The organism is Rahnella perminowiae, assembly GCF_019049695.1.
In the GTDB taxonomy this organism is placed as follows: Bacteria; Pseudomonadota; Gammaproteobacteria; order Enterobacterales; family Enterobacteriaceae; genus Rahnella; species Rahnella perminowiae.
This window is the reverse complement of the sequence record NZ_JAFMOT010000188.1, coordinates 480,391-503,855: the sequence shown is the minus strand read 5'-3', so window position 1 is coordinate 503,855 and position 23,465 is coordinate 480,391. Positions and strand designations below refer to the sequence as shown.

The window sequence follows — 23,465 nt, the reverse complement described above, 5'->3', positions numbered from 1 at the left end:
CCATTCTGCGCTGGGCTGGATGACCCCGTCAGAATTTGCTGAGAAGTCTGCCGGTTGCCAGAATACACAACCAACATGAAGCCGGTTATTCCTGATTATGAATGGATCACATACGGGGAGCGGGTCAACAAACCGACATTACTAACTGACGGTTGTATCTAATCCTGGGGGCAGGTCAAACCCCTTATATAGGTGATTGGCTCTTTTTTTAATTAATTCGATACTTTTTTTTAACTCATTATAGTGAGAAGTTAATGAAAAAAAGTTTTCTTTGTAATTGAGTAGTTTTTCTAAATTCTCCCTTCTATCTAACTCGGCATCTATACGATTTTTTTCCTGAACAAAAATCGTACTCTCCCCGAAATACTTATCGCCGCAGTATCCACCAATTAATCCTTCCATGCCATTTTGAGTAACTCCAACATAGCCAATTTGGTGTTTTTTCCCACAGATACCATGATCACTTTTCACTTGGCACTGAACACTTTCACTTAGATGGTATCGACCTATGAGAGTGTGAAAGTTTTCAACGGTAATATTCACATTTGAAGAATAATTTGGACGCGAAGTAATCTGTTCAACACTTGCGAAAGACACTGAATTATTACTCATAGAATTTTCCCCTCACCATTGTACTGGTTAGATAAACAGCATGGTTAAATGTACAATCCTGATTGCTCTTTTGCAATACATTATGCGTGCGTATTGTCTCCAATTTTACACTATGTAGTGCTTTGTAAATTTTAATGCAGCATATGTAGTGTTTATTGTGTGGGGAGCGTTTGAAGCGGGATGCGGGATTGATACAAGTATCTACAAGGATGAATGGAATGGTACGAAGGTGATATGTGAGGTAGTGACGGTTGAGTACTAACTATCAGTTTTAATGGTGTGTAAAAGATTGTTGTGCTTCTTCCAGCGTTGCGTACATGCTCATTGTTGTCTCCTGAGTTGAACGATAAAGAGATCTGCAGCAAATAGCGTTATTAATGAATAAGTAACAGCCATCTGACAGTGAAAAACCTGATTAAAAGAGTGTTGTCGATAACTGACAGGATGCAAGTTTTCAGACGAAATCAGTCAGATTTTTTCTGCTATTCTCATTTTCTTACCCGCGCCGTTGCGGCTATTTAAAAAAGAGCAGGAGTACAGATGGTTTCACGACAGGCAATCTTACGGGTGGCGCGCCCGACGGATAATCTCGGGCAAATAACGCGTATGTATTCAGAAGGGCTGGGTTTCGACATCATTGGCAGTTTTTGCGATCATCAGGGGTTTGATGGTGTGCTGGTCGGGCATGCGCATCATCATTATCATCTCGAATTTACGCATCATCACGGCTCGTCCGTGGGGCGTGCGCCTACCGAAGACAATCTTCTGGTGTTCTATATCCCGGATAATCAGCAGTGGAGTATGCAGTGCGAGCGGATGCTACAGGCGGGTTTTATTGCCGTACCGTCGTTTAATCCCTACTGGGATGAATGCGGCAAAACCTTTGAGGACATTGACGGTTATCGGGTAGTACTGGCATTGCGTGACTGGACGGCCTAGCGATAAATGTCAGCAGAGTACAGAAACTGATGTCTGTGCTTCGGCCACAACGGCTGGCAAGCATTATGAAGCGCGACGGCCAGTCGTTGAGGTGACGGAACATTCACCCGTACCGCCGCAGGTAGTTAAAACTCAATGCCCCGTTCTGCTTCGCCGTTTGTGATTCAGTCAATCATGGCCTGATGCGGCCGGCGTTGCAGACACCAGTACGAATATCCTGCATTAAATAATACGACCATCGCCGTGACAAAAAATACCGTCCGGAAGCCGTAGCTGGCTGAGACCGCGGCACCCAATAGCGGACCGGTGACATTGCCGACATCACGGAATGACTGGTTGTAGCTAAATACCCGTCCTGCCACCTGATTCGTGCAGTTATAAATTAGCAGGGTCTGAACGGCTGGCAACAATGCACCATCGCAGGCACCCAACAGAAAACGCAAAATACCCAACTGCAATGGTGTTTGTACAAAGGCCATCGGAATCAATAACAGCACAGATAACGCCATCATCGCCACCAGGATCCGCTCGGGGCCTATCCGGTCACCGAGTTTGCCTAAACGCGGCGCACTCATCAGTGCGGCCACGCCCGGCACCGAAGCTATCATACCGCTGATAAACGCCAGGTTCTGGGTATTTCCCGCCAGTTCACGCACATACAACGTGAGTATGGGCGCAATAGAACCGGTTGCTACCTGAATAATCAGCGTCGTGACGAACAGACAGAGCACCAGTTTGGGGTTTTTCAGTGAAGCGAAAACCTGTTTACGGTTGAGCATATCTTTTTTGTTCACAGGGACAAATTGCTCACGGATGAAATACAGCGTCATCAGGAAGCAGAGAAACAGCACGGACGCTGTGATGAAGAAAACCGGCCGCAAACCGTAGCTGTCAGCGAGCAAGCCGCCGACCAGCGGACCAATCAGGGCGCCACTCACGGCACCGGTAGACAGCGTGCCGAGTGCCCAGCCGCTTTTATTGCGCGGAATTTGGGTGGCGATCAGCGCATTGGCATTAGGAACAAATCCGCCAAGCAAACCGAGTAATGCACGCAGAACCAGAAACTGCCAGATGTTTTGTGCAAATCCCATTAACGCCATGACAATCGCCATACCAAGTGCAGAGCGCAGCAGCATGATTTTTCGGCCTTTACGATCGGCGAGCCCACCCCAGAAAGGTGAGGCGATGGCGGAAAACAGGAAAGTGATACTAAACACCAGCCCGGACCACATATTCAGGGATTCATGACCGGTTACGCCGAGGGTTTCCACGTAAAGGGGCAGGAAAGGCATGATCAGACTGAATGCAGCACCGGTAAGGAAACAACCGATCCAGGCAACAAATAAATTTCGTTTCCAGTTAATGGGATCTGGGGCGATTTCAGGTTCAGAGGCCGAAGTCATATAGTACCGAATAAAGGGATCAGATTTGCTCTGGAATGAGAGAAAGAAACAAGACAGAGCACAAATAACAGTCAGTTGGCTTGATAATTATGCGCCTAATTATCATTCACTTCAATGATGTTAATGAACTGTAACAAGCCAAGTGAAATACAGGTTCAAAAAATTTGGCGGGATAAAGAAGAGCAATTCAGCGCGGTAAAAGTCAAAAAAAACGGTCAGCACCGAGGCTGACCGCGACAGACACAGAATTAAAAACAGACAATGAAAGACACAACTAAAACCAGATCTTAACGGAGGGCTTCGTTCTTCATAACAGAGTAACGGCCGCTACCCAGGAACATAATGGCCAGGCTACCGAAGAAATACAGAGCTTCACCTTCCAGTCCCCAGGCACCCACTTCGGTGACGGTGAAGAATTTGCCGCCAACAACCAGGAAAACGGCCACTAAGATATTGAATGCCAGAATCAGCGCGGCAGGGCGGGTGAATATACCCAGAATAATCAGCACCGGTGCGATCACTTCACCTATATAGGCACCGTAAGCAATAAAGCCAGGCAGGCCATCAGCTTGTAACATCTGTGCAATCCAGCCCACACCATTTTCCACTTTTGCCACACCGTGGAATAAAACTAAAATACCAAAAGTCAGACGCAACAAAAGCTTACCGAAATTCTGATGATCAACAGCACGGGTAAAGGCGGCGTTCAGTTTAGCCAACATAATGTGTTCCTTTTAAAGGTAACATGCCTGTTCAGAGGCGGGGGTCACGCGGCTCCAAAATAAGCGGAGTAATCACGTGGAGAAATGATGGGGAGAGTATTGGCCTAAACAGGATCGGATAAAATCTGATAAGTTTGAAGAAGTTTGTGAAAAAAATTGATGAAGCAAATCAAAAAACCGGACCAGCGACGGTGGCCGGACCGGTTTTGATTGATTAATCGCTAAGGGGTTTGTAGAGCGAAGGCTCACCCTGCGGGCGTGTTTTAAACCGACGATGCAGCCACATATACTGCTCCGGTGCCTGGCGGATCTCGTTTTCCACCACTTTGTTCATGTACGCTGCGGCAACCACTTCGTCATCCAGCGGGAAGTCAGCGACCTGAGGATGAATAATCATCTCATAACCTTCACCTTTCGGCAGTCGTCGCGGAGTGAAGGGAATAATCGCCGGTTTGCCCATGCGTGCCAGCAGATATGTCCCGGTTGTGGTGGCGGCCTTATCTACCGCAAAAAAGGGCACAAATACGCTGGCTCGCGGACCGTAGTCATGATCCGGTGCGTACCAGATGATGTCGCCTTGCTTGAGGCTGCGGATCATCCCTTTGAGATCTTTGCGATCCAGCATCCCTTTGTTAGACCGCATACGGCCTTTGGTCTGGATCCAATCCATCAGCTTGTTATCGTGAGGACGGTAAACGCCCACGCCGGGATTATGGATCCCAAAGATACGCGCACCCAGTTCCAGCGTCAGGAAATGCACACCGATTAGCAGAACCCCTTGTTTATTCTCTCTCGCATGCTGGATATGTTCCAGACCGCTGACTTTGAACCAGCGCTCTATGCGCCAGTCTGGCCAGAACCACGCCATGCCAGTTTCAAACAAGCCCATGCCGACGGACTCGAAGTTTTTCAGTATCATATCTTCGCGCTGTTCCGCACGCATGTCCGGGAAACATAATTCGAGATTACGCCGGGCGATTTTATAGCGACGTTTCAGGAAGCGCATTGAGAAGCGGCCCAGGCCGGTACCGATGCGGTAAATGACCGGGTAAGGCAGTAACACCAGCACATAAAGCAGTCCCAGACCCATCCAGGTGATCCAGTAGCGCGGGTGCAGTAACGAACGAGTAAAGGTTGGTACCTGAGTCATAGAATCTCTGCGTCAGTGAGTCGAAGTAGAAAGTTTATAAGCTCTGTCTAATGCAGCAGCCTGCCACAGAAACACGGACACATATTCATCCGGAATATGCGTTGTACGTTATTTTTTGCAGCAAAGTGGAATATTGTGGCATTTTTTCGGTGTGAGGTGAAAATCCACGGCACTAATACCTCATTTACTTATAGTTTGCGTGAATGTAAAACAAAAAGTACGCATTAATTTCCCGGCATATTCACTCACCATGATTCAAATATCAGTAGAGAATGCCTTTTTGTCAATGAAACGGGCGACACTACCGCCGCCCGGGATCACGTTTGCGAAATGCCGTTTCTGGCGAGTCCCGCGTTAATGTTAAGTCAGGCGATTATTTCGGCAGAAAAAGACCTTTGACGCTGTGAGGCTCGCTGCGCCAGTACTGTTTCGGCGCAGCCACTTTTTCCCCCAGTTTTGCCGCCGCATGCCAGGGCCAGCGCGGGTTGTACAAAATGCCGCGCGCCAGAGCAATCATGTCTGCCTGCCCGGTGCCGATAATCGCTTCGGCCTGTTCCGGTTCTGTGATCAGACCCACCGCAATCACCGGCATTTTTACATGGCGCTTAATGCTATCCGCGAAGGGGACCTGATAGTTCGGACCCACCGTGATTTTCTGCTGCGGGCTCAGGCCGCCGCTGGAGACGTGGATGTAGCTGCAACCCAGCTCGTCGAGCGCTTTGGCGAGTTCAACGGACTGCTCCAGATCCCAGCCCCCGTCTACCCAGTCGGTCGCAGAAATGCGTACGCCAATCGGTTTTTCTGCCGGGAATGCCGCACGGATTTCCGTGAAAATTTCCAAAAGCAGACGCATGCGGTTTTCCAGAGACCCGCCGTACTGATCGGTGCGCTGGTTTGAAAGCGGTGACAGGAACTGATGCAACAGGTAACCGTGCGCGCCGTGCAGCTCCAGCAGATCAAAGCCCAGGCGATCTGCGCGGCGAACCGTATCAACATAGGCTTTTTTCAGTTCTGCGATACGTTCCGTGGACATCGCGAGCGGGGCTTCGGTACCTTCCGCGAAGGCCAGCGGTGAGGGCGCAACCGTCTGCCAGCCGCCTGCGGAGGGAGGAATTTGTGCACCACCATTCCAGGGGGCAGCGCACGAGGCTTTACGCCCGGCATGTCCGAGTTGCAGACCGAGTGGCATATCACTGTTGTCGCGTAAGCCGGTCACTAAATCCTTCATGGCAGCTTCGGTTTCATCATCCCATAAGCCTAAGTCCTGGGCCGAAATGCGTCCGACGGCTTCAACAGCGGTCGCTTCAAGGATCAGTAAACCCGCGCCGGAAAAGGATAACTGCCCAAGATGCGCGTGATGCCAGGATGTGGCTTTCCCTTCGTCGGATGAATACTGGCACATTGGCGCGATCACGATGCGGTTAGCGAGGGTCAGCTTCCCTAAGGAAATCGGTTCAAAAAGCTTACTCATGTTTTATGCCCCTTAAAATTCAGCGTGGTGATGGACTACAAGGATAGATAACAACTAAGAGTAGGTTATCGCATTTCAAAAATGGGCAATGAACAGCAGGTGTTTTTCTTCTGCCGAATTTTCAACGTAAGATGTCCTCGTTGTTGCTTTAATGTATAATCTTGCCGCTTCAAAAGTAGCTATTCGGTATTCAATAGTTAAATTTCCCTGAAAGACAGGAACGTACACCATGCCAGTGTTACATAACCGTATTTCTAATGAGGAACTCCGTGCGCGCATGTTGGCTGAAACTGAGCCCCGTACAACGGTTTCTTTTTATAAGTATTTCCAGCTTGAAGATCCAAAGGCCTTCCGTGACGCTCTGTATGTCAGTCTGACACGCCTTAACGTGTTTGGCCGTATTTACGTCGCAAAAGAAGGGATTAACGCGCAAATCAGCGTACCGCAGAGCCAGTTTGAAGCGTTTAAAACCGGGTTGTTTTCCAGCCATCCGGCGCTGGATCAGGTCCGGCTGAATGTTGCGCTGGAAGATGACGGTAAATCCTTCTGGGTGCTGCGTCTCAAAGTGCGTGACCGCATCGTAGCGGACGGGATTGATGATGATTCTTTCGATCCGTCAAACGTAGGTGAGTACCTGAAAGCTGAACAGGTCAATGCCATGATTGACGATCCGGACACCTTGTTTGTCGATATGCGTAACCACTACGAATACGAGGTGGGGCATTTTGATAACGCGATTGAAGTCCCGTCTGACACTTTCCGCGATCAACTGCCCATGGCCGTTGATATGCTTAAAGAAGACAAAGATAAGAAAATTGTGATGTATTGCACCGGGGGCATCCGCTGTGAGAAAGCCAGTGCGTACATGCTGTACAAAGGTTTTAAGAATGTGTATCACGTGGAAGGCGGCATTATCGAATATGCTCGTCGTGCCAAAGAGAAGGGTTTACCTGTTAAATTCAAAGGCAAAAATTTTGTGTTTGATGAACGTATGGGTGAGCGTATTTCTGATGACGTGATTGCGCATTGTCATCAGTGCGGTACAGCCTGTGATAATCACACCAACTGTAAAAATGACGGTTGCCATCTGCTGTTTATTCAGTGTCCGACGTGTGCAGCGAAATTTGACGGATGTTGCAGCGAAATCTGTATGACAGAGCTGAAGCTACCGGTAGAAGAACAACGGGCTTTGCGCGCGGGCCGCGAGAATGGCATAAAAATTTTCAATAAATCCAAGGGATTATTGCAAACCACCATGCATATTCCGGCACCTGAAAACGACTGACCGGTGTCTATAAAAGGCCCTGAATGGCGGGAGCGATTCAGGGCCTTTACGTTGGCGGCAGGAATTATTTCTCCTGCACACCCTCGACAGAAATGATCAGCTCAACGTTCTGCGATGCCGGGCCCAGATCGGTCGTGATACCGTAATCCTTCAGTGCGAGGGTGCCTGCCGCTTCAAAGCCAGCACGGTAACCGCCCCACGGATCCTTGCCCTGACCGAGCAATTTCGCCTGTAATGTTAAAGGCTTAGTGACGCCGTTAAGCGTCAAATCACCGGTCACTGCCAGGTTTTCACCTTCTTTTGTCACTGACGTTGATTTGAACGTAGCCTGCGGATGTTTGCCAACATTCAGGAATTCAGCGCTGCGCAGATGTTTGTCACGCTCGGCATGATTCGTAAAGACGCTGGTGGTATTGATGGTGACATTGACTTTATCCGCAGCCGGATTTTTCTCATCAAAGGTGAATCCGCCATCGAAATCGTTAAAGCTGCCATACAGCCAGCTATAACCTAAATGCTTGATACGAAATTCAATAAACGCGTGCTGACCTTCTTTGTCGATCTTGTAGCTGGCTGCCGTTGCCGAACCCGCCGCCAGTAACAGCGAGGCCAGCGTTAAACCCAGAGTGGTCTTTTTCAACATGGTTATTCTCCGTTTATCCATAATGTGAACAACATAAGTAAAGAGCAGAACGTAAACCGGATCAGCGCCCCAGCATGCGCATCAGGGTGCTGTCGCGATCGATGAAATGATGTTTAAGTGCGGCAAGGGCGTGAAAACCTGAAATGATGACAATGCCCCACGCCATCCACAGATGCAGGGTGCCCGCAATATCAGCCTGTTGTTCCAGCCCAAACAACGTAGCAGGTACCTCAAACCAACCGAAGACGCTGACCGGCTGGCCTTCAGCCGTTGAAATCAGATAGCCGCTGATCAAAATGCCGAACAGGCCGGTGAACAACAGAACGTGAGCCAGCCAGGCGCCGATGCGTGTTTTCGCGCTGTAACTGTCCAGCGGTTTGGGTGGCGGAGAAATAAACCGCCAGGCGAGACGAAATACCATCGCAGCAAAAATCAGGATGCCGACACTTTTATGTATTTCTGGCGCACGGTGATACCAGGTATCGTAATAACCCAGTCCGACCATCCATAATCCCAGTGCAAATAAACCATAAACAGCCAGAGCGACGAGCCAATGAATTAACATGGAAATAGAACCAAAGCGGACGGGGGTATTTTTCCAGTGCATAGGATGGCGTTCTCAGTAATAAGGTATTGCTGAAAATTAAACACTTAGAAACATTTTGGCAAACTATTATTTTCAAATGTTGCAATTAATTTAACTCATTCATTATTTTTGATGTTTTTAAGGAGTTTTTGTTCAGTAGTTTTGTTATTTTTTGATGTAAACGAATTTTGGCATAGCTGATCCAGTACAGGAGATGCTTTGTAAGGATTTGTCACCAACCGTAAAGTTATTTCTATTTCTAAAAAACTGAGTAAAAATTATAATTTCGGCTGTGATTAATACTAAGTGCTGTTTTTATTTCACCCGTTGTGCAGCAGAGAATAATGGATTTTTTATTCAGAATAAGAATCTAAATGGTGATTAAATAAAACGTAAAGAAGTTAAAGGTTCATTCACAAGCTGATCGAGATCAGCTTGTGATATCAGACAATATTTATAATCCTCAATAATTCTGATTAGGAATTTTTTTATAGATTATTATCTGATGTTGCCGGTGTGTGCATTTTCGCTGAATTAAAGGTGCCACGTCCGACATCACATGGAGAGTGACTTTATGTTTCCTGCAATGCGTCGTTTTATGGCAGTGCCTGTACTGCTGACCCTCTTATCATTCCCCCTGACCGGTGCGGCTGCGCAACTTCTGCCAGCGGTGACAACAGTGACAATTGCTACCCAACCTGATGGCGTCAGCCGCACATACCTGGGTCGCCTTGAAGCTGTTCAGGCCGTCAATGTGACCAGCCGTACCGAAGGCTTTATTGCCCGTCGTGCCTTTGAGGAAGGGCAGTTTGTGAATGCAGGCGACGTTTTGTATGAAATAGAACCCGCTTTGCATCAGGCGGCTGTCGCGCAGGCCAAAGCCCGGTTAGACAGTGCCAATGCCACCGCGCGTCATGCCCAGACCCATCTGAACCGTATACAGCGTCTCGGTGATGCGCGGACCGTCAGTCAGTCAGACGTTGATGCTGCGCTGGCCGCGCGTGATACTGCCCGTGCAGCCGTCACACAGGCGCAGGCAGCGCTGAAAACTCAGGAACTACAACTGAGCTACACCCGCATTACGGCCCCCATTTCAGGGCGTATCGGCGTAAGCCATTTTCATACCGGAAGCCTGGTGAATCCGGCCAGCGGTGTGCTCACGGAGATCGTGCAGCTTGATCCGGTGCGCGTAGTGATTTCAGTGAACGAACGTGATGTTCTCAGTGCCAGCCACAGCAGTGGCACGCTGCAGGACGCCTTCATGGCCGATAACATGATGCTTTCTCTGCGTTTATCTGACGGTTCGCCTTACATGAAAGCGCCGGCGCTGGAATCCATCGGTAACCGTATTGATGTGCAAACAGGCACTTTACCGGTCAGGCTGACCGTAGCAAATCCTGATCATCGTTTGCTGCCGGGGGGCACTGTGAATGTAGCGGCAAAGCCGCGTTCCGGACATTCACTGCCGGTATTACCTGCGCAGGCTGTGCAGCAAAATGCGACAGGGCATTTTGTTTTGCTGGTCAATGCCGGGCAGCGCGTAGAAGCGCGGCTGGTGAGGCTTGGCGCGCAGATCGGACACGGTTATTTCGTCATAGAGGGCTTGCAGGGCGGAGAAAAAGTCGTGACCGAAGGCCAGCAATGGATCCGGCCAGGAATGGAAGTGAACGCACGGGCAACCGAAGCCCCGGATATGGCCGCGAAAAAACGTTAAGGAACAACGATGCTCCAGAAATTTATCAAAAGACCCCGTTTTGCGGTGGTTATTGCTCTGGTGACGGCGCTGATCGGTGCCGTCGCCCTGAAGGTTATCCCGGTTGAGCAATATCCGGATATTACGCCACCGGTGGTGTCAGTCAGTGCGATTTATCCCGGTGCGAGTGCACGGGACGTCGCGGAGTCTGTTGCTGCGCCGATCGAGGCACAGGTCAACGGTGTCAGTAACATGCTTTATATGTCATCGAACAGCGGCAATAACGGCAGCTACACGCTGACTATTACCTTCGCCAGCGGTACTGATCCGGATACGGCAGCCGTCGAAGTACAAAATCGTATTTCACAGGTCAGCTCCCGTCTTCCGCCAGAAGTGCTGAATACGGGCGTGTCGGTGCGCAAACAGGCTTCCAATATACTGATGGGTATCAGCCTCCTTTCACCGGAGAAAACCCATGACATGTTATTCATCAGCAACTTTGCCAGCATCCAGTTGCGTGATGCGCTGGCGCGTGTTGATGGCGTAGGTGATGTTCGGGTTTTTGGTTCGCGTGACTACAGCATGCGTATCTGGCTGGATCCGCGCAAAATGGAAGCGCTGGATGTCAGCAGTATGGAAATTAGCACCGCGATTAATAATCAGAATGTGCAGGCTGCGGCCGGGCAGATTGGCGCATCACCGAGCCCGTCAATGCAACAGCAAACCCTGACGATCAGCGGGGCAGGGCGTCTGAGTTCAGCGCAGGAGTTCGGCAATATTATTGTGCGTAAAAACGCGCATGGCGGTACGGTGCGTTTGCGCGATGTCGCCCGTATTGAGCTGGGCGCGCAGGATTATCAGGTGAATGCGACACTGAACCAGACACCGTCAGCTTTTCTCTCGGTATACCCCGCGCCGGGAGCGAATGCGCTGAGTGTGGCGGACGCGGTGCGTGAGGAAATGTCGCGTCAGGTGCGCAATTTTCCTGATGATCTGACTTATGAAATCAAATTCGACTCGACCCGTTTTGTCAGTGCTACGCTCGATGAAATTACCGTTTCACTGGTGCTGACCTTTATCGTCGTGCTGTCGGTTGTTTACCTGTTTCTGCAAAGTGCACGGGCGACATTTATCGTGGCACTGACCATTCCTGTTTCTTTGCTGGGCACCTTTGCCGTGCTTTATGCCTTTGGCTATTCCGCCAATACTCTCAGCTTGTTTGCCATTATTCTGGCGCTGACAGTCGTGGTCGATGATGCCATCGTGATGGTGGAAAACGTGGAGCGTCTGATGATGGAAGATCCGTCGCTCGGGCGTGTGGCTGCAACCCGTGAAGCCCTGAAGCAGATCGCCGGGCCGATCATCGCGACTACCGTGGTATTGCTGGCGGTGTTCGTTCCGGTTGCCGTTCTGCCAGGGATTACCGGCGCACTGTATCGTCAGTTTGCTGTCACGCTGTCAGCAGCCGTCGTTTTATCGAGTATCAACGCGCTGACTCTGACCCCTGCGCTTTGTGCATCCCTGCTGAAACCGCGCCCGGACAAACCGGCACGTGTTTTTCGCGGGTTCAATCTCGGGTTGGAGCACGTCCGTAACGTGTATGTGAAAGCTACAAGGGGGATCAGCAAAAATGTGTTTACCAGCATTGTGACGGTTTGTCTGATCGGCGGAGCCAGCGTATGGGGCTACAGCAGTTTGCCAAAATCCTTTCTGCCAGATGAAGATCAGGGCTACTTCTTTGTGAATGTACAGTTACCTGATGGCGCATCATTAAACCGTACCGATGTTGTGCTTGAACAAATGCAGCAGATTATGCAGAAAGACCCGGCGGTCGAGGATGTGATCGCTATCAGTGGCTTCAGCCTGCTGAGCGGCGGGAGCTCGCCAAACGCCGCCTTTGGTATTGTATTGCTCAAGCCATGGGACGAGCGTAGCCGTGTGGATCAGGTGATCGGGCGGCTGCAACCGGCGATGGCCGGCATTCCTTCTGCGATAATTATGGCCATAAATCCGCCCGCGATTTCCGGATTAGGTACAGCATCAGGGCTGGATTTGCGTTTGCAGGCATTACAGGGGCAATCCCCGCAAGAACTGGCTGCCACAGGGCAGGCGCTGATCCAGGCCGCTAATCAGGATCCCAGCCTGAGCCGCGTATTTACCACCTTCAGTGCGTCCGTACCGGAAATTGCCCTGAGTGTGGACCGCGACCGTGCAGCGTTGATGCAGGTGCCGGTCAGCCGTATCTTCGGTACGTTACAGACGTCACTAGGCGGGGTTAACGTCAGCGATTTCATCATTAATAACCGTCTGTATAATGTGCAGATGCAAAATGAAATGGATGACCGCCAACGTGCAGACCAGATATCTGCACTGACGGTACGCAGCGACAACGGCTCACTGGTCAGCCTTGCGAAGATGGTTGAACTGACACCATCGTTGGGTGCGCCATTTATTACCCAATATAACCAGTTTCCTTCCCTGGCGATCAGCGGCTCGGCAGCACCCGGTATCAGCTCCGGTGAAGCTATGGCACAGATGGAACATATCCTGAACGGGACATTACCTGCGGGTTACGGTTATGAATGGACCGGCATGTCATTGCAGGAAATACAGGCTGGCGGCCAGGCTATTCTTATCTATGCGGCCGCATTGCTGTTTGCGTATTTGTTTCTGGTGGCGCAATACGAAAGCTGGAGCATCCCTCTTATTGTCATGATTTCCGTGATATTTGCGGTGTTTGGCGCAATCGCCGGCCTGCATGTAGCAGGACTAAGCAACGATGTCTACGCTCAGATCGGCATGGTCTTGCTCATAGGGCTCGCAGCGAAGAATGCCATTCTGATCGTTGAGTTCTCGAAAGCCAGAAGAGAAGAGGGGGCGTCGGTACATGACGCGGCTCAGGATGGGGCAAAACAGCGTTTCCGTGCGGTAATGATGACCGCAATCTCATTTATTCTTGGGGTGTTACCGCTGGTCATGGCATCCGGTGCCGGAGCCATGAGCCGCCATATCATCGGCGTAACGGTGTTCAGTGGGATGTTGTTATCCACGACGGCAGGGATCTTATTTATTCCGGCACTGTACGTACATATCCAGCGTCTGCGTGAGTGGGTGAAATCTCGCTAAAGGATCCGGCCAGTTTCAGGAGAAAGATGTGCGTAAAATGATCGTAACAACTCAGGGCCTGAAAGCTGTTGTAATGATGGCAATGCTGGTAGTTATCTTCGCGGGAATTAAATCCGCGGCAGATATTATCGTGCCCTTTATTCTGGCGCTTTTTCTGGCTTTCGTATTGAATCCGCTGATTGTCTTGCTGGAGAAATGGCGAGTGCCCAGGGCATTGGCTGTTTTGCTGGTGGCGACACTGGTAATTTGCATGATGGTTTTCCTCACGACCAAACTGCTGGTGACACTCAATGAGTTTGCCCGTACATTGCCACAATATCGCGGACTGTTAGTTGAGAAACTCAGTGATATCGAAGCCTGGTTTCCGCAAAGCGGGCTGACGCTATCCTCCGAACAACTGGCCGGATACATTGATCCCGCGGCGACGCTGAATCTGGTCAGTAAGTTGATCAGCTATTTGTCCAATGCGATGGCGGGGTTGTTCTTACTGCTGATGACCGTTGCATTCATGCTGCTTGAAGTCCCGCAACTGCCCTACAAAGTGGAACAAATGTCAGATGACCCGGACAAGGGCATGGCGAATGTTCAGCGTGCGCTGGACAGTGTGACACGCTATCTGGTGATCAAAACACTGATCAGTGTGGTAACGGGGCTGGCTGTTTGGGCCTTACTGGCGGTTACCGGCATTCGTTTTGCTTTTCTGTGGGGGATGCTGGCTTTTGCCCTTAATTACATTCCCAACATAGGTTCTTTTATCGCGGCTATCCCGCCGATCATTCAGGCCTTTCTGTTTAATGGTTCCACTGAAGGATTGATCCTAACGGGGGGATATATCCTGATCAATCTGGTTTTCGGCAGTATTATTGATCCGAAAATTTTGGGGCGCGGATTAGGTTTATCGACACTCGTGGTCTTTATGTCGTTGATCTTCTGGGGATGGCTGATGGGGCCGGTTGGCATGTTGCTTTCGGTGCCACTGACGATTGTGCTCAGGATAGCGCTTGAAGCCACAGCGGCAGGCCACAAAATTACTGTGCTTCTGGGTGATTGTCCCGCAGAACGCAAAAGTTAGCTTTTCTCTTCGAAATGATGAGCGAGCGCATTCACTGTTCTGCCATGAGGGTAGGGGTACAGGCGTGCCATGACGTCCGTTGCAGATTTCTGCAGTTACAGTACAACCTGGCGGGAGACGGAGAATACAGGGAAAATATTTAAAAAAGTGAGAAAGAATGCCGTCACGTAAAAATGCCCTGAATGATCAGGGCATTCAAGATGTTCGCAGATTTAGCTGTAATTTTTGTAAATCATCTGCAGGTCGTCTTTAATCTGCCGGCTGATGGGCGTTGCTGAAATATCATCAATCGGCCAGAATAAATACTTAATCAGATTGTAAATGAAACAAAACTCCAGCCGGTTACGGACTCGGATTTTTTGCGCCAGATGCCGTTTATGAACATAAACAGTACGGCTGCTGATGTTTAATTTTCTGGCAATGCGATAGTTCGGCATTTCAGACATCCAGTAACTCATCACCAGAATTTCCTGATCGCTCAGTAACGTTTTTGGCAGGCCGATGTTATTTATCGGCATAAATGCTTCAGGGTCTTCAGCAATCTGTTGCAAGAGGGCGGTGAGCGACTGCTTGTTGAGAATAGAGACTTCACGGGTTACAGCAATTGGCGTTTCGGTATTCGGATAGTGAGCATCAACGTAGCAGTATATTCGGGCGCTATGACGAAATTCAAAGAAGGTTTTTAATTCTTCAGATAGTTCTGCAGTATGGCAATTAATCGTCATATTTACCAGGATAATATCTGGTTCGAATTCAGGAATTAAATTAAGGGAATGAGAAATATTCACAGTATCAATAATATCAAGACTATTATTTTCAACGAGATAAGAGAAAATTCCTAAGCGCGTAAAACCACAGGGTTCAATTATACAAACTTTCATATCACATCCTTGTCATGCGTAACATTACGCGCAGGAAACCACTCCTGTGATTTCTGTATCCAGCATAGATTCTTTTCTCTAATGCTGTCAATTCGGAAATGCGAGTCTGTTGATCTTGTTCAAACTGGAATTAGAAAAATCATAAAGAAAATAAAATGATAACCCCCGCTAAATATCCACGAGGGCAGAAAATATTTTACATTAATTGAACCGATTAAGAGAAAAGGGAGTAAGATCAAAAGGAATAGGACGATTGTTACCGAAGAGGCTAACTATTTCTCCTAATACACTGGCGAATTTAAACCCATGACCACTTAGCCCCGAAATCACTAACGTATTTTCTCTTTCCGGCAGGGTATCAATAATGAAATCTTCATCAGCCGTCATATCATAAGTGCATGAGGCACCACGCAAACTGACACCCACGCCCGGGAGGAAATGGCGGAAGAAATTGAATGATTCCGTTCCATCCTGACTGAAGCTGCCAAAAGATTTACGTTGTTCAGGTTCGGTTATCCATTGACCACCATTATGTTTCCCCAATTTCAGTTCATCCTTAACAGAGGGGAATCCATAATACTGGTCACCTTGCAGCGTTTCGAGCGTAAAGGCGGGAAAATGGTTTTCTTCACTGTAGCGGCCATCTGCATGGAACCAGGCAAACACTTTACGCAAAGGTTTAACGGGCAACGCTGGCAGGATTTTTGTGACCCAGGTTCCCGCTGCTACCACCAGTTTGGCCCCGCGGTAGACTCCGTCAATCGTTGTCACTTCAATGCTATCATCCAGCCAGTTAATGCTTTCAACAGGGCAGTTGAATAGCTGCGCACAACCGGCTTCCCGCGCAAGGCGAATATACGCCGACACCGCCATTTCACTTTGCAGAAAACCCGAGTTGGGTTCGTACACACCGCAATAGCCGTCCTGTAAGGTGAAAAGAGGCCATTTTTCGCGGATTTCGGCCGAACTGAGAGATTGTGTGACCAGACGGTAGGTTTCTGCACTGTGCTTAACATTACGGATAAATTCTGAATTTTCAGGACCTATGTTCAGAACGCCGCTGCGATGGAAAATCTTATCGTTGCTGAGTTCTGCCAGTTCATCCCAAAGCGTTTGCGCTCTCAACAGCATTGGCACATAACGTGAGCCTTCGCCGTAAGCGTGGCGGATAAGGCGTGTTTCGCCATGGTGGCTCCCCGCCTGATGGGGTGGCATTGCGCTGTCTATCATCAGCACTTTCAAGCCGGAACGGGTGGCGTAGTAACCTGCGGCTGAACCGACCGAACCGCTGCCTACGATAATGAGATCGTAATCCATAATTAAAACGTTCCTGTGGTGAGAGTTTTTAACAAGCTGGCTACGGGCATGATAGAGAGTTTACAGCGAAGAAGGCAAGCAGGGCGGAGGCAAAGAAAAAGGCACCAGGATAAATCGCTGGTGCCTCAGACGTGCAGGTAAAGATTAATGTTTACGGTGATCACTGTATTCGTACTCGTTAGATTCTATCTTTTCGATGCCGGCTTCAAGGATGGTAATGAGTTGCCGTGCAACGTCGGTAGTTAACCACAAGGTTCTGTCTACCTGAGCATCCTCGGGTGTCTGGTCTTTTGAAGACAGATAATGAAGGCGTATCATCATGGCGTCATAAGAGTCGACGGTACTGATATCCCAACCAACAAGCGGGTGTGTCTGAATAACTTCATCATTTCTGTCCATATAGACCCCTTATATTGTAGTGACTGACGTGAGTGACTATCTGAGGATCAATGCGGCTCATTATCATGTGAGCTATTTCAGTATAAACAGATAAAGCGATTTAGGGAGTGGTTTAAGAGAATTAAATTGTAAATAATTTGTGTTGATTATTTATTAAACGGAATAATCTGAAGTTAACCTAAATTTTATTTTTCAGAATAGTCTGTTTTATGCAGTAAAAAGGAATAAAAAACCGGACTGCGACGCCCGGTGAAATACAAAAATAGCCTTTCGGCGTGGTTTTAATAAACCTGATTATTATAGATAGGGGGGAGAGAATGAATAGCTTTTCAGAAATTCCATCGGCTTAGTCATCATTCTGATTGGAGAACCAGTCGTCAGCGCTTTCCCAGGTTTCCTGAAGAATTTCCTCAATCAGGTCGCGGTCAGTTTTTGCCCCGCCCAGAACAGACAGGCTATTTGCCCCGGCATATCGCACCTGGATTTTATTTTCGCGGTCGGAAAACTGTTTGTTAATTCTTTTACTCAATTCACCTGATAACGCGTCCAGCGCGCCGGCAGGCAGAGGCTTGGTTTTATCAATTGTGACTTCAACACGCATAGGACCTCCTGAATAGATTTGACTGTATGTTTATACAGTCAAATCATGATCAGTGCAATACGCGCTGGTGAGAATTTGTTGTTAGTAAGACGTCACTTTCCAGGCCAGTGTCTGACCTGCCAGGAATGGCACAATAGATTCATGGCCTAAAACAATTTCTTCAGGCTGTGTCACCGGGATACGGGACAATTCGATGAAGTCTTCATTCAGCGGCAGGCCATAGAAACGCGGGCCGTTCAGGGAGCAAAACGCCTCAAAATGTTGCAGCGCATTGAGTTCTTCAAAGACGGTCGCATAAGCTGATAACGCCAGCGGGGCATTAAAGCAACCCGCGCAGCCACAGCTTGATTCTTTACGGCCTTTCGTGTGCGGCGCAGAGTCGGTACCCAGGAAGAAGCGATCAGCCCCGCTGGCGATAACTTCACGCAATGCTTCCTGATGAATATTACGTTTGAGGACTGGCAGACAGAACAGATGCGGACGTACACCGCCAACCAGCATGTGGTTGCGGTTGAACATCAGATGCTGTGGCGTAATGGTCGCACCCAGATACTGATTGCCAGAAAGAACATATTGCGCGGCTTCTTTGGTGGTGATGTGCTCGAAGACAATTTTCAATTCAGGAAACTGACGACGTACCGGATCCATGACTTCATCAATGAAACGGGCTTCACGGTCAAAAATATCTACATGGTTGTGCGTAACTTCACCGTGGATCAGCAAAGGCATGCCGATTTTCTGCATACGCTCCAAAACAGGATAAATCTTTTTGACATCAGAAACGCCATGCTGAGAATTTGTTGTCGCATTGGCCGGATACAGTTTTGCCGCAGTGAATACACCTTGTCCGAAACCGCACGCAATTTCTTCCGGATCCAGAGAATCGGTCAAATAGCAGGTCAGCAGAGGAGTAAAGTTATGTCCTGCAGGCAACGCGGCCATAATCCGGTCACGATATGCTATCGCATCCGCCACGGTGGTTACGGGGGGAGTGAGGTTTGGCATAACAATGGCGCGACCGAATACTTCACTGGTGAAAGGTAACACCGTGCTGAGCATGTGGTCGTCACGAAGGTGAATATGCCAGTCATCTGGACGGCGGATTTTCAAAACTTGCGGTGTTGCGGTCATCAGGCAAAACTCCGGCATTGAGGGACAAAATAGAGAGAACAGGTGCGGTAATGGGAGCATTAACGGCGGGGAACAAGAATAAGCGTAAAAGCGTTGTGTTGCATCCGTTAAATAAAGTTCGTATTGAAATCAATGCATCGACAGGTTCATAGTGGGAATAGATTTTAGTCAGAGTGCTTCCCGGTACGCCCTGAAGCATGACCAAAAAAAACAGGAGAATTATTATGGAAATCAGAGTGGTTGCCACTATTGTCGCTAAAGCAGAATTCAAGTCAAAAGTGACAGAAGCGTTGCTTGATGTCATTGAACCAAGCCGGCTGGAAGTAGGGTGCCTGCAATATGAGCTGCATCAGGATCTCGATACAGAGGGTACCTTTGTTTTCTACGAACGATGGGCCTCTGAAGAGGCGCTGAATCAGCACAACAAGACCGAGCATTTCCAACACTTTGCAAAAAGCCTGGAAGGTAAACTGGAGGAACTTACGATTCGCCGGTTGAAAAGTCTGGCCTGATCGGGTTGAACCTCTGGTCATTTTCTTTAAAAAAAAAACCCGCCGAGGCGGGTTTTTGAGTCTCACTGCTCAGCAGTTACTCGGCTGGCATTTCAGGTTTGGTTGCCGGGGCTGTTGCAGTAGCGACTGCCGCATGACCACCTGCAGAACCTTTACCTTCAAAGTTGAACTCAGGGCGAACCCAGTCACTGTGACGAGGAGGCTCTTGTATATAGGCGGGTGCCGGAGCTTTCGTCATAGGCGCTGTCGCGTGGTGCTTGAAGCGAGGTGCAACAATCGCAGCTTCCGTGACTGCAGGCACGACTGCAACTGGCGCAGCTTCTGCAGCAGGTTTAACGTCAGCCACCGGTTCTGATTTCTCTTCAGCTTTCACTTCAGGTTCGGCGACTGGCACCGGGGCCTGAACTTCAGGTTCAGCGAGAACAGGCGTTGGTTCCACGACCACTGGCTCGTGTGCTTCAGGTGCAACGTCAACAACAGGCGTTTCCACGACGGGTTCAGCTGTTGCCGGTTCAACGAGAACTGGCTCTTCGGCAACAGGCTGCGCAACGTCGGTTAGTGTAGTTTCGGCTGGCGTTTCTTGTGCAACAGCTTCAACAACATCGGCAGGTTCAGCGGTTGACGGTTGTGCAACTTCAGCGATCTCAGACAGTACCGGCGTATTCGCCTGTGCAATCTCAACCTGTTCAGTCAGCACTTCAGGGGTTTCTGTTTCAGCAACCTGTAGTTCAGAAGACGGAGCAACCGGATAAGTGACCCAGACTTTACCCGAAGCCATTTCCGGAGAAACAAACGCACCGGCAAGTGGCATAGGTGACTGAGTCGGATAACGTTCATCACGATAACGACGACGACGTTGACCACTTACACGCAGGTGGCGTGGCGAGCGGCGTGAACGACGTGGCATACCATTTTCACGGCCATTGTCATTCTGATTATCTTCGTTATCGGTAATGTTTGTTGTTTCAGCATCAGAAGGTTCCTGCTCAGCAATCACAGGAGCCGCCGGGCGAGTGCCGGTGATCAATAGCTGTGCTGCGGCTTCTTCTTCGTGATCAACGTCTGTTTCAGACTCGAAGCGGATTTTATGCGATAACTGACGACGCTGACGGCGCTGAGTTGGCTGACGATCTTCCTGCTCAGTTTCATCAGCAACCACCGGCGCAGCAACCTGTTCAACGGCTGCGACTTCCTGAACTTTTTCTTCAGTCTGTGGTTTGCGCTTGTCTTCAGAACGGCGACGTGAGCGTTCACGACGAGGCTGTTGTTGCTGCTCTTCACGCGCGGCCGTTTCAACCTCTTCGCTACGGGTTTCGGTAACAACCGGTTCCTGATTACGGCGGCCACGGCGCTGATCATCACGCTGTTCACGATTATTTTCGCGGCTATCACGGCTTTCGCCACGATTATCACGATTATTGTCGCGGCCTTCGCCACGTTCACCACGATTACCGCGGTCATTGCGATCGCCACGTTCTCCGTTGCGCTCACGACGTCCGCCCTGGCGGCGTGGATTACGGCGTTCGTTGTTACGGCGATTTTCCGTTTCAGCCGCTTCCTGAGCCTCTTTTGGTGCTTCAACAGGTTTAACTTCCTGCTGTGGCTCAGGCGCGAACAAGCTTTTCAGACCGCTCAGAAGACGGCTGACAAAACCTGATTTTTCAGCAACAGGTGTTGCAGGAGCGTTAACTGTTGTGGTTCTGACTTTAACCGGCTCTTCGGTTTCGGTCGTCGGCTCAAAGCTGGACGGAGGCGCTTCGCTTTGCAGCGCAAACGCAGCCAGAGCGGGTTGCTCAGGACGACGACGCTCAGCGGGCAATTCTTCAGAAGGTTGCAGCATTTCTGCTTCATGAATCTGTGGCAGCAGATAGCTCAGTGCAGAGATTTCTTCGCCTTTACGAACACGCAGGACATGGTAGTGCGGAGTTTGCATTTGATCGTTAGGCACGATCACCGCGCGCACACCGCCCTGACGTTTTTCGATGGCATTCACCGATTCACGTTTTTCGTTCAGCAAGTAAGAAGCGATAGGCACCGGAACGATGGCATGGACTTCTTTGGTATTTTCTTTCAGTGCTTCTTCTTCGATCAGACGCAGAATCGACAGTGACAGGGATTCGTTGTCACGGACGGTACCGGTACCTGCACAACGCGGGCAGATATGGTGCGTTGATTCACCCAATGAAGGGCTAAGGCGCTGACGGGACATTTCCAGTAAACCGAAACGGGAAATGCGGCCGATTTGAATACGGGCGCGGTCCTGACGAACAGCATCACGCAGACGATTTTCGACTTCGCGCTGGTGGCGAACGGGCGTCATGTCGATGAAGTCGATAACAATCAGACCACCGAGATCGCGCAGACGTAACTGACGGGCAATTTCATCTGCTGCTTCAAGGTTAGTGTTGAATGCGGTTTCTTCGATATCGCCGCCGCGGGTGGCACGTGCGGAGTTGATGTCGATAGCGGTCAGCGCTTCGGTGCTGTCGATAACAATAGAGCCACCGGAAGGCAGACGGACTTCACGCTGGAAAGCGGATTCAATTTGCGATTCAATTTGGTAGTGACTGAACAGCGGAATCTCACCCACATACGGTTTAATTTTGCTGCTGAAATCAGGACGGCCCAACGCGGCAATATGTTCTTTTGCCAGATCGAGAATTTTCGGGTTATCGATGAGGATCTCACCGATGTCCGGGCGCAGGTAATCACGAAACGCCCGAACGATAACATTGCTTTCCTGATGGATCAGAAACGGAGCAGGGCGGCCTTCAGCGGCTTTCTTGATCGCATCCCAATGCTTGAGGCGGAAAGTCAGGTCCCATTGCAGAGCTTCTGCGGATTTGCCGACACCGGCAGTACGCACAATCAGACCCATGCCATCAGGCAGTTGCAGGGAGGATAAGGCTTCTTTCAGTTCAGTACGGTCATCGCCTTCAATACGGCGGGAAATACCCCCGGCACGTGGATTGTTTGGCATCAGAACCAGATAACTACCGGCCAGACTGATAAACGTCGTCAGTGCTGCGCCTTTATTTCCACGCTCTTCTTTATCTACCTGAACAATCACTTCCTGACCTTCGCGCAGCACATCTTTGATGTTCGGGCGGCCATGAGAAGCATAATTACCAGGGAAATATTCGCGGGAAATTTCTTTCAGAGGGAGGAAACCATGTCGTTCCGCGCCGTAATCTACGAATGCTGCTTCCAGACTAGGTTCTATGCGGGTAATTTTGCCTTTGTAAATATTCGCTTTTTTCTGCTCATGGCCCGGACTTTCAATATCCAAATCATACAGCCGCTGTCCATCTACAAGGGCAACGCGCAACTCTTCTTGCTGAGTTGCGTTAATCAACATTCTTTTCATCTTAACTTACTCATTATTATTCCATTATTGACAGAGCTGCGGGCAAAATGACCTCATGACCGGATAAACCGTTGGCCCCGAGTCTTCTCGCAAATCGTCAACCTCACGGCTGTCGCTTGCATAGGGGCGCATTATTTCGGTAAGTCTGCTTTTGCTGTATTAAAGACACCAGCGTTGTGAAAGCAGCACTTTTATTAGGGGAATAGCTTCTGAATTTACGTTAACAGATCTCATTCCGTTCGCCGGCCAAGCTGCAACCCGCAGCCCGCTAATTGCTTGATTTCACATTACGTCTTACGCCATTGCTGCGTTTTTGTGCGATCAGGCAAATCTATAATTCCTGCGTTTTCCCTAACTTAAGAGAAACAACGCCGAAAGTAACTTCATTATTCCATTGCAGGCACTGTGATAGCAAGGTGACTTTTCCCAAGCAGGTAAGATATTTACCTCAATGAGAGATGCGCCGCATTGTCAGAACCTGAGCTTTGTTAAAAAACAGAGGGGGTAAGAAGGTTTTCCGGCGCAGTTACTGGTAAAGTGAAAGTTAAGCACATA

Annotated in this window: 19 protein-coding genes; 6 read left to right on the top strand and 13 right to left on the bottom strand. The window is 49.5% G+C overall.

Going from position 1 to position 23,465, the window contains the following annotated elements; translation table 11 throughout:
* Nucleotides 1-141: 141 nt before the first annotated feature.
* Entirely contained in the window at nt 142-612 is a 471-nt protein-coding gene (locus tag J1781_RS26050) for a hypothetical protein (RefSeq protein WP_217234416.1), read from the bottom strand.
* A gap of 540 nt (nt 613-1,152) precedes the next feature.
* Here J1781_RS26050 and J1781_RS26045 point away from each other — a divergent pair.
* Entirely contained in the window at nt 1,153-1,551 is a 399-nt protein-coding gene (locus J1781_RS26045) for a VOC family protein (protein WP_129951854.1), read from the top strand.
* A 164-nt stretch (nt 1,552-1,715) separates the two neighbouring features.
* On the opposite strand, the gene mdtG is transcribed toward J1781_RS26045, so the two are convergent.
* The 4 genes from mdtG to J1781_RS26025 all read right to left on the bottom strand — a co-directional run bounded on the left by mdtG (nt 1,716) and on the right by J1781_RS26025 (nt 6,297).
* Nucleotides 1,716-2,954 carry a multidrug efflux MFS transporter MdtG gene (gene mdtG / locus J1781_RS26040; RefSeq protein ID WP_129990523.1) on the bottom strand — a complete coding sequence of 413 codons (1,239 nt, stop codon included), beginning with the start codon at nt 2,952-2,954 and terminating at the stop codon, nt 1,716-1,718.
* Between the two features lie 287 nt (nt 2,955-3,241).
* Nucleotides 3,242-3,676, bottom strand: a complete 435-nt coding sequence (locus J1781_RS26035) for a DoxX family protein (protein WP_217156607.1) — start codon at nt 3,674-3,676, stop codon at nt 3,242-3,244.
* Nucleotides 3,677-3,890: 214 nt separating this feature from the next.
* Nucleotides 3,891-4,826, bottom strand: a complete 936-nt coding sequence (locus J1781_RS26030; RefSeq protein ID WP_129951851.1) for a Kdo(2)-lipid IV(A) acyltransferase — start codon at nt 4,824-4,826, stop codon at nt 3,891-3,893.
* Between the two features lie 373 nt (nt 4,827-5,199).
* Nucleotides 5,200-6,297, bottom strand: coding sequence for an NADH:flavin oxidoreductase/NADH oxidase (locus tag J1781_RS26025; protein WP_217219038.1), 1,098 nt, complete (start codon nt 6,295-6,297; stop codon nt 5,200-5,202).
* Nucleotides 6,298-6,526: 229 nt separating this feature from the next.
* On the opposite strand from J1781_RS26025, the gene trhO reads away from it, so the two are divergent.
* The gene (gene trhO, locus J1781_RS26020; protein ID WP_129990522.1) at nt 6,527-7,582 is read left to right on the top strand and encodes an oxygen-dependent tRNA uridine(34) hydroxylase TrhO; all 1,056 of its coding nucleotides are present in this window, start codon (nt 6,527-6,529) and stop codon (nt 7,580-7,582) included.
* Between the two features lie 64 nt (nt 7,583-7,646).
* Here trhO and J1781_RS26015 read toward each other — a convergent pair whose 3' ends face one another.
* The gene (locus tag J1781_RS26015) at nt 7,647-8,222 is read right to left on the bottom strand and encodes a YceI family protein (RefSeq protein ID WP_217234426.1); all 576 of its coding nucleotides are present in this window, start codon (nt 8,220-8,222) and stop codon (nt 7,647-7,649) included.
* Between the two features lie 64 nt (nt 8,223-8,286).
* Entirely contained in the window at nt 8,287-8,832 is a 546-nt protein-coding gene (locus J1781_RS26010) for a cytochrome b (protein WP_129951848.1), read from the bottom strand.
* A 553-nt stretch (nt 8,833-9,385) separates the two neighbouring features.
* Between J1781_RS26010 and J1781_RS26005 the strand changes: the two genes are divergently transcribed.
* The 3 genes from J1781_RS26005 to J1781_RS25995 are packed head-to-tail and all read left to right on the top strand — an operon-like array spanning nt 9,386 to nt 14,702.
* Nucleotides 9,386-10,525 (top strand): efflux RND transporter periplasmic adaptor subunit, encoded by a 1,140-nt coding sequence (locus J1781_RS26005; RefSeq protein WP_217218869.1) that lies wholly within the window; start codon nt 9,386-9,388, stop codon nt 10,523-10,525.
* 9 nt (nt 10,526-10,534) lie between these two features.
* A complete protein-coding gene (locus tag J1781_RS26000; protein WP_217234415.1) occupies nt 10,535-13,630 on the top strand; it encodes an efflux RND transporter permease subunit in 3,096 nt (1,031 codons plus the stop codon).
* Nucleotides 13,631-13,658: 28 nt separating this feature from the next.
* Nucleotides 13,659-14,702 carry an AI-2E family transporter gene (locus J1781_RS25995; RefSeq protein ID WP_129951845.1) on the top strand — a complete coding sequence of 348 codons (1,044 nt, stop codon included), beginning with the start codon at nt 13,659-13,661 and terminating at the stop codon, nt 14,700-14,702.
* Nucleotides 14,703-14,914: 212 nt separating this feature from the next.
* Here the strand turns inward: J1781_RS25995 and J1781_RS25990 are convergent, their stop codons facing one another.
* The 5 genes from J1781_RS25990 to pyrC all read right to left on the bottom strand — a co-directional run bounded on the left by J1781_RS25990 (nt 14,915) and on the right by pyrC (nt 19,031).
* On the bottom strand, nt 14,915-15,583 hold the full coding sequence (locus J1781_RS25990; RefSeq protein ID WP_129951844.1) for a LuxR C-terminal-related transcriptional regulator: 669 nt from the start codon (nt 15,581-15,583) through the stop codon (nt 14,915-14,917).
* Between the two features lie 201 nt (nt 15,584-15,784).
* Nucleotides 15,785-16,900, bottom strand: coding sequence for an N-methyl-L-tryptophan oxidase (gene solA, locus J1781_RS25985; protein ID WP_129951843.1), 1,116 nt, complete (start codon nt 16,898-16,900; stop codon nt 15,785-15,787).
* Between the two features lie 144 nt (nt 16,901-17,044).
* Entirely contained in the window at nt 17,045-17,299 is a 255-nt protein-coding gene (gene bssS / locus J1781_RS25980) for a biofilm formation regulator BssS (protein WP_129951842.1), read from the bottom strand.
* 346 nt (nt 17,300-17,645) lie between these two features.
* A complete protein-coding gene (gene dinI, locus J1781_RS25975; protein WP_129951841.1) occupies nt 17,646-17,900 on the bottom strand; it encodes a DNA damage-inducible protein I in 255 nt (84 codons plus the stop codon).
* Between the two features lie 81 nt (nt 17,901-17,981).
* Nucleotides 17,982-19,031 (bottom strand): dihydroorotase, encoded by a 1,050-nt coding sequence (pyrC, locus tag J1781_RS25970; RefSeq protein WP_217234414.1) that lies wholly within the window; start codon nt 19,029-19,031, stop codon nt 17,982-17,984.
* Between the two features lie 224 nt (nt 19,032-19,255).
* Between pyrC and J1781_RS25965 the strand changes: the two genes are divergently transcribed.
* Nucleotides 19,256-19,543, top strand: coding sequence for a putative quinol monooxygenase (locus J1781_RS25965; RefSeq protein WP_129951839.1), 288 nt, complete (start codon nt 19,256-19,258; stop codon nt 19,541-19,543).
* 76 nt (nt 19,544-19,619) lie between these two features.
* Here J1781_RS25965 and rne read toward each other — a convergent pair whose 3' ends face one another.
* Nucleotides 19,620-22,910: a ribonuclease E gene (rne, locus tag J1781_RS25960; protein ID WP_217234413.1), complete on the bottom strand. Its 3,291-nt coding sequence runs from the start codon at nt 22,908-22,910 to the stop codon at nt 19,620-19,622.
* Between the last annotated feature and the right edge of the window lie 555 nt (nt 22,911-23,465).

What these genes read in the sequence shown, in the direction of transcription:
- J1781_RS26050 (WP_217234416.1), bottom strand. Translation starts at nt 612, where the DNA reads ATGAGTAATAATTCAGTGTCTTTCGCAAGTGTTGAACAGATTACTTCG.
- J1781_RS26045 (WP_129951854.1), top strand. Translation starts at nt 1,153, where the DNA reads ATGGTTTCACGACAGGCAATCTTACGGGTGGCGCGCCCGACGGATAAT.
- mdtG (WP_129990523.1), bottom strand. Translation starts at nt 2,954, where the DNA reads ATGACTTCGGCCTCTGAACCTGAAATCGCCCCAGATCCCATTAACTGG.
- J1781_RS26035 (WP_217156607.1), bottom strand. Translation starts at nt 3,676, where the DNA reads ATGTTGGCTAAACTGAACGCCGCCTTTACCCGTGCTGTTGATCATCAG.
- J1781_RS26030 (WP_129951851.1), bottom strand. Translation starts at nt 4,826, where the DNA reads ATGACTCAGGTACCAACCTTTACTCGTTCGTTACTGCACCCGCGCTAC.
- J1781_RS26025 (WP_217219038.1), bottom strand. Translation starts at nt 6,297, where the DNA reads ATGAGTAAGCTTTTTGAACCGATTTCCTTAGGGAAGCTGACCCTCGCT.
- trhO (WP_129990522.1), top strand. Translation starts at nt 6,527, where the DNA reads ATGCCAGTGTTACATAACCGTATTTCTAATGAGGAACTCCGTGCGCGC.
- J1781_RS26010 (WP_129951848.1), bottom strand. Translation starts at nt 8,832, where the DNA reads ATGCACTGGAAAAATACCCCCGTCCGCTTTGGTTCTATTTCCATGTTA.
- J1781_RS26005 (WP_217218869.1), top strand. Translation starts at nt 9,386, where the DNA reads ATGTTTCCTGCAATGCGTCGTTTTATGGCAGTGCCTGTACTGCTGACC.
- J1781_RS26000 (WP_217234415.1), top strand. Translation starts at nt 10,535, where the DNA reads ATGCTCCAGAAATTTATCAAAAGACCCCGTTTTGCGGTGGTTATTGCT.
- J1781_RS25990 (WP_129951844.1), bottom strand. Translation starts at nt 15,583, where the DNA reads ATGAAAGTTTGTATAATTGAACCCTGTGGTTTTACGCGCTTAGGAATT.
- solA (WP_129951843.1), bottom strand. Translation starts at nt 16,900, where the DNA reads ATGGATTACGATCTCATTATCGTAGGCAGCGGTTCGGTCGGTTCAGCC.
- bssS (WP_129951842.1), bottom strand. Translation starts at nt 17,299, where the DNA reads ATGGACAGAAATGATGAAGTTATTCAGACACACCCGCTTGTTGGTTGG.
- dinI (WP_129951841.1), bottom strand. Translation starts at nt 17,900, where the DNA reads ATGCGTGTTGAAGTCACAATTGATAAAACCAAGCCTCTGCCTGCCGGC.
- pyrC (WP_217234414.1), bottom strand. Translation starts at nt 19,031, where the DNA reads ATGACCGCAACACCGCAAGTTTTGAAAATCCGCCGTCCAGATGACTGG.
- J1781_RS25965 (WP_129951839.1), top strand. Translation starts at nt 19,256, where the DNA reads ATGGAAATCAGAGTGGTTGCCACTATTGTCGCTAAAGCAGAATTCAAG.
- rne (WP_217234413.1), bottom strand. Translation starts at nt 22,910, where the DNA reads ATGAAAAGAATGTTGATTAACGCAACTCAGCAAGAAGAGTTGCGCGTT.